This is a genomic window from Chelatococcus sp. GCM10030263 (assembly GCF_042666455.1).
In the GTDB taxonomy this organism is placed as follows: Bacteria; Pseudomonadota; Alphaproteobacteria; order Rhizobiales; family Beijerinckiaceae; genus Chelatococcus.
In genome coordinates, this window is record NZ_JBHTDB010000014.1 from 2,501 (window position 1) to 5,505 (window position 3,005).

General features: G+C 57.7%; 2 tRNA genes and 2 rRNA genes (1 of these 4 cut by a window edge). All 4 read right to left on the minus strand.

Going from position 1 to position 3,005, the window contains the following annotated elements:
* Nucleotides 1-393: ribosomal RNA gene (locus ACFQU1_RS22195) — 23S ribosomal RNA — on the minus strand; it reaches 2,490 nt to the left of the window's first position.
* A gap of 356 nt (nt 394-749) precedes the next feature.
* A tRNA-Ala gene (locus ACFQU1_RS22200) sits at nt 750-825 on the minus strand.
* Nucleotides 826-973: 148 nt separating this feature from the next.
* A tRNA-Ile gene (locus ACFQU1_RS22205) sits at nt 974-1,050 on the minus strand.
* Nucleotides 1,051-1,258: 208 nt separating this feature from the next.
* A 16S ribosomal RNA gene (locus tag ACFQU1_RS22210) occupies nt 1,259-2,745 on the minus strand.
* Together the 16S and 23S rRNA genes with 2 tRNA genes alongside form the textbook arrangement of a ribosomal RNA operon.
* Nucleotides 2,746-3,005 lie beyond the last annotated feature (260 nt).

Genomic DNA, 3,005 nt, shown 5'->3' on the forward strand with positions numbered 1-3,005 from the left:
TCCGCGTTCGCTCGCCACTACTAACGGAGTCTCGTTGATGTCCTTTCCTCCGGGTACTTAGATGTTTCAGTTCCCCGGGTTCGCTTCTAACCCCTATGTATTCAGGGCCAGATACCTTCTTGGTGATACCTGCAAATCCAAAAACGCCGGATCCCTTACAGGATCCAGAAGCCAGCCTGCCGGCCGGCCCGGATCATCCCCCACCACGATCGCTCGTGAACACGGGCCCTTCCGCCATTCTCAGATTTACAGGTATCGAAGGTGGGTTTCCCCATTCGGAAATCCTCGGATCAAAGCTTGTTCGCAGCTCCCCAAGGCTTATCGCAGCGTACCACGTCCTTCATCGCCTCTCAGCGCCAAGGCATCCACCGAACGCCCTTATGGCACTTGATCGCTCTCATGATCGATGTCCGCCGCATGACGCGACGATAACATCGACAGAAAGACCGTCCTCAAGAACACGGTTACCCGCCGCGGTTGCCCGCAGCCGGCCCATATCTCAAGGACATGCTTGCCGAACGCATCCTCGAACATCACAGCGCTTTCGCGCCCGATGCCGGATGCATTCCCTCTTCACGATGACAAAGAACCCGCAGACAGCCAAAGGCCCCGAACGAGCAACGCTCCATCCAGCGGCCAAAAGCCCGCAAACTATTCCATCACGTCACGATGACCGGGCGACCATGCCGCCCTCTCGTCTGACGTGAACCACAGGACTGACGAAAGCCGGCAACCCGAACCCAAAAATCTGGTGGAGCCAGACGGGATCGAACCGACGACCTCATGCTTGCAAAGCACGCGCTCTCCCAACTGAGCTATGGCCCCTCCTGGCTTTTAGCCAGGATGGTTCGTCCTGGCCTCAAGCGCCGGCGCAGCCTCCGGCTGCTTGGCTTCACGCGCCATCAGGCGCGGCGCCCGTTCGGGCTTGCGGCGCTACGCGCCGGATAACCCGCACGGCGACCACCGATGATAATGGTGGGCCTGGGACGACTCGAACGTCCGACCTCACCCTTATCAGGGGTGCGCTCTAACCACCTGAGCTACAGGCCCGCCGACAAGCGCACAACCGCCACCGCAAACCGCCACAGGCAGTCCGCTGTAGCGCCCGATGCGTGTCAGTCCTGAAAGAAAGAGAAACGAAGACGGCGACGTCCCGCCAAAGAGCTCACGACGATCTTGCGATCATCGGGCTCCGATATGTTCCAAGTGATCCGATAAGACGTAGCCAAGATGGCCGGCCTTGAGGGATCATCCTTAGAAAGGAGGTGATCCAGCCGCAGGTTCCCCTACGGCTACCTTGTTACGACTTCACCCCAGTCGCTGACCCTACCGTGGTCGCCTGCCCCCTTGCGGTTAGCGCGACGCCTTCGGGTAAAGCCAACTCCCATGGTGTGACGGGCGGTGTGTACAAGGCCCGGGAACGTATTCACCGCAGCGTGCTGATCTGCGATTACTAGCGATTCCACCTTCATGCACTCGAGTTGCAGAGTGCAATCCGAACTGAGACGGCTTTTTGGGATTAGCTCCCCCTCGCGGGTTCGCTGCCCATTGTCACCGCCATTGTAGCACGTGTGTAGCCCAGCCCGTAAGGGCCATGAGGACTTGACGTCATCCCCACCTTCCTCTCGGCTTATCACCGGCAGTCCCCTTAGAGTGCCCAACTTAATGATGGCAACTAAGGGCGAGGGTTGCGCTCGTTGCGGGACTTAACCCAACATCTCACGACACGAGCTGACGACAGCCATGCAGCACCTGTGTTCCCGCCAGCCGAACTGAAGGATCCTGTCTCCAGGAACCACACGGGACATGTCAAGAGCTGGTAAGGTTCTGCGCGTTGCTTCGAATTAAACCACATGCTCCACCGCTTGTGCGGGCCCCCGTCAATTCCTTTGAGTTTTAATCTTGCGACCGTACTCCCCAGGCGGGATGCTTAACGAGTTTTCTGCGCCACTGACGAGCAAGCTCGCCAACGGCTAGCATCCATCGTTTACGGCGTGGACTACCAGGGTATCTAATCCTGTTTGCTCCCCACGCTTTCGCGCCTCAGCGTCAGAACCGGACCAGTAAGCCGCCTTCGCCACTGGTGTTCTTGCGAATATCTACGAATTTCACCTCTACACTCGCAGTTCCACTTACCTCTTCCGGTCTCGAGACGCCCAGTATCGAAGGCAATTCCGGGGTTGAGCCCCGGGATTTCACCCCCGACTTAAACGTCCGCCTACGCGCCCTTTACGCCCAGTGATTCCGAGCAACGCTAGCCCCCTTCGTATTACCGCGGCTGCTGGCACGAAGTTAGCCGGGGCTTATTCTTCCGGTACAGTCATTATCGTCCCGGATAAAAGAGCTTTACAACCCTAAGGCCTTCATCACTCACGCGGCATGGCTGGATCAGGGTTGCCCCCATTGTCCAATATTCCCCACTGCTGCCTCCCGTAGGAGTCTGGGCCGTGTCTCAGTCCCAGTGTGGCTGATCATCCTCTCAGACCAGCTACTGATCGTCGCCTTGGTAGGCCATTACCCCACCAACAAGCTAATCAGACGCGGGCCGATCCTTCGGCGGTAAACCTTTCCCCAAAAGGGCGTATCCGGTATTAGCTCGAGTTTCCCCGAGTTATTCCGAACCGAAGGGCACGTTCCCACGCGTTACTCACCCGTCTGCCACTCACCCCGAAGGGTGCGTTCGACTTGCATGTGTTAAGCCTGCCGCCAGCGTTCGCTCTGAGCCAGGATCAAACTCTCAGATTGTATGAGAATCTATTCCGGCTGGTCACTACTCAAATCTTGACGGAAGTCTCACACCAACCACCACCTCGCGGCAGTGGTCAGGTGAACCTCTTTAAGATGAAACGTAGCGACACCGTATTCCCACTCAGCTTCCTCCAACCCCAAGCCCAGATCCAACACAAGCCGAAACCCGCATCAAACCCAAACCCGAAACCAGAAGAAACCCGCAAGGACACCGCCGCCTACGCTTCTCTTCCTCTCAGATATAATTGTCAAAGAGC